This window comes from Protofrankia sp. CiP1_Cm_nod2 (genome assembly GCF_920664355.1).
Lineage (GTDB): Bacteria > Actinomycetota > Actinomycetes > Frankiales > Frankiaceae > Protofrankia.
The window spans coordinates 10,259-13,018 of sequence record NZ_CAKKTL010000152.1 but is presented as its reverse complement, the minus strand read 5'-3'; the positions used below and the strand labels follow the sequence as shown (position 1 = coordinate 13,018).

Below are 2,760 nucleotides of genomic sequence, written 5' to 3'. Positions count from 1 at the left end.
GGCCGAGGCGGAGATCAGGGCGGACGACGCGGCAGCGGCCCGCGCGGCGCCCGGGCCCGCCCCCGCGGGCCCGGCCCGGCCCGGTTCGGTCAGGTCCTCGACGATCCGCTGACCGAGGCGGGTCACCAGATGGCGGACGGCGGAGGCGAGACCACCGGGCAGCCAGCCCAGGCTCAGCGCCAGGATGCCCACGGCCAGGGTGGCCGAGCCGGCCGGCGCGAGGGTGTCGATGGTGACGATGAAGCCGGCCGCGACCACCGCGCCCGCGGCGCTGTCGGCGCCGAACACGACGACGGCGGTGAACCAGAGCAGGCTGTTGAGCGGGGAGAAGGTCTCCGCGTCGAACGAGGCGTAGCTGAGCATCAGCAGGGCGCCGCCCAGCCCGGCCACGGCGGCGGAGACGGTGAAGGACAGCAGCTTGAGGTTGCGCACGTCCACGCCCACCGCCGCCGCGCCCTCGGGGTGGTCACGCACGGCCAGCAGCGCCCGGCCGAGACGCCCCTCGTGCAGGTTGCGCACGACGAGTAGGCCCAGCCCCAGACAGACCAGCTCCACCACGTAGAACCAGCGGTCGGACAGGATGTGCCCGGCGATGGACAGCGGCGCGACGTGCAGCCCCGAGACGAACGTCTGCTGCTGGAAGACGAAGCGGGACATCACCGCCCCGACCGCGAACGTGGTGAGGGCGAGCGCCAGCCCGCGCCGCCGGATGGCGGGGTAGCCGGTGAGCAGGCCCACCGGGGCGACCAGCAGCGCCCCGACCAGCAGGGCGACAAGGCCCGGCAGCGCGGGCAGCCCGAACAGGTCGCCGCCGGCGAGCTTGGCGGACAGCAGCGCGCCGAGCCCGGCGTAGCCGGCGACGCCGAGGGAGATCTGCCCGCTGTAACCGGTGACGATCACCAGGGACAGGAAGATCAGGGCCAGCGCCGGCACGGTGAACGCGTCGCGCAGGTTGATGGGCGCGAAGGTGAGCGGGGCCGCCAGCAGCACGGCGCCGGCAAGCTTGCCGAGGACGTCCCGGCGCTGCTCGGTGAGGCTCGCCCGGTACGTCTGCGGCGCGCCGCGGCTGGAGAACCGGCCGGTGGAGCCCGCGTCCCCGCCGAGCTCGCGCAGCCGGGGGAGGACCAGCAGCAGCACCAGCAGCGCGGCCACGAACAGGTTGGACTGCACGGCCAGATACAGGGCGCTGAACTCGCCCGTCACCTGGAACTGGCTCAGCTCGCTCTGCAGGATGCCGATGGCCAGGGCGGTCAGCACCGCGCCCGGCAGGCTGGCCAGCCGGGCGGCCACGACCACCGCGAACGTCTCCAGCACCAGCAGGGTGAGCCCATACGGGGTGAGCTGCAGGCGAGGCGCGAGCAGGATGCCGGTGAAGCCGGCGAGGGTGGTGCCGACGGCCCAGCCGGCCGCGGCCACCCGGTCGGCCGGGATGGCGGACAGCTCGGCGAGCCGGCGGTCGTCGACGACGGCCCGTACCTGCCGGCCGAAACGGGTGCGGGCCGTGATCAGGCCGAGGGCCACGCACACGGCGACGACCAGGGCCAGCTCGGCGAGCGCGTCGACACCGATGCGGCTGCCCCCGGGCAGCTGGACCGTCCGCTCCGGGAACAGGTTCGGCACGTCGTTACGGGACCCCAGGCCCCAGATCCCGGCTGTCATCCCGACGGTGAGCACGAGCACGCCCAGGCTCGCCACCAGCGACTCGGCGGCGGACGCGCGCCGGCGGGCCAGCGGGCGGAAGACGAACCGTTCGAGCACGACGCCGATCAGCGGCGAGACGACCGCGAGGGAGAGCAGCGCCGCGGCCGCGACCGGCAGCCGCCAGTCGACGACCATCGCGCGGAAGACGTAGGCCACCAGGGCCGCGATGCCGCCCTGGGCGATGTTGAGGACACCGTTGGTCCGGTAGGTCACGAGCAGGCCGATGCCGGAGAGCGCGGCGATCGCCCCGATGGAGACCCCGGCGAATGCCAGATCGACGCTTCTCATCCGGCCCGCCCCCACGGCGCGGCAGCAACGCGATTCTGCCGTTTCCGGCCCGTCTGCCGTTCCCGGCCTGCCGGCAGCCCAGGGATGCGGGCCGCCGGCAACACGCCAGGAGCAGCCTCAGGAGCCGCGCCAGGACTCCAGCCGCGCTGTCGCCGGCCCCGGGGCGGCCCGGGGAGCGTGGCCGGGCCGCGCCCGGCGCGGCGGGCTCGTCTCACGCGGCAGGCTTTGGTTCGCAGATCGTGCAGGGTGTCAGGCCGCGGGCGGCGATCTGAGCGGAGTCCACCGGCTGCGCCGGCTTGCTGGCGATCATTTCGCAGGTACGGCGGTGGTAGGTCCGGCCGGCGGGCACGGCGAACAGGCCGCCGTCGTCCTGGCCGCCGGCCGCCGGATCCGCCACCGTCGTGGGGGTGGCGGGCGCCGGCGCGGAGGCCGCGGCGACGATCAGCGTGTGCAGATCATCGACCTGGCGGTCGAGCCGTCCCCGGGCCTTGGCGGCGGCGTCGATCTGGTCGGCCACCAGCAGCGCGCTGCCGAGGAAGACGAGCGCGAGCCCGCCGAGCCCACCGGAGACGAAATAGGGGAGCTGGCGACCGGGGTCGGTCTCCGCGGACACACCGAGATAACAGCCGAACAGCAGAACACCGCCGGTGACGGCTATGAGCCAGCCGCGTACAGCACGTAGTATGCCGACGACCACTCGAGGTGTCGGCCGGGGGTGCTGACCACCCGCAGGCTGTGTGTCCACCCTGTGTCTCTCCCCCAAAGGCGCTG

The 2,760-nt window shown here is 74.2% G+C and carries 2 protein-coding genes; both read right to left on the bottom strand.

What is annotated here, in order from left to right; all coding sequences use genetic code 11:
• On the bottom strand, positions 1–1,989 hold a 1,989-nt coding region (locus NBW84_RS16470; RefSeq protein ID WP_250285626.1), incomplete at its 3' end, for an ABC transporter permease.
• Positions 1,990–2,200: 211 nt separating this feature from the next.
• Positions 2,201–2,734 (bottom strand): hypothetical protein, encoded by a 534-nt coding sequence (locus NBW84_RS16465; RefSeq protein WP_250285625.1) that lies wholly within the window; start codon positions 2,732–2,734, stop codon positions 2,201–2,203.
• Positions 2,735–2,760 lie beyond the last annotated feature (26 nt).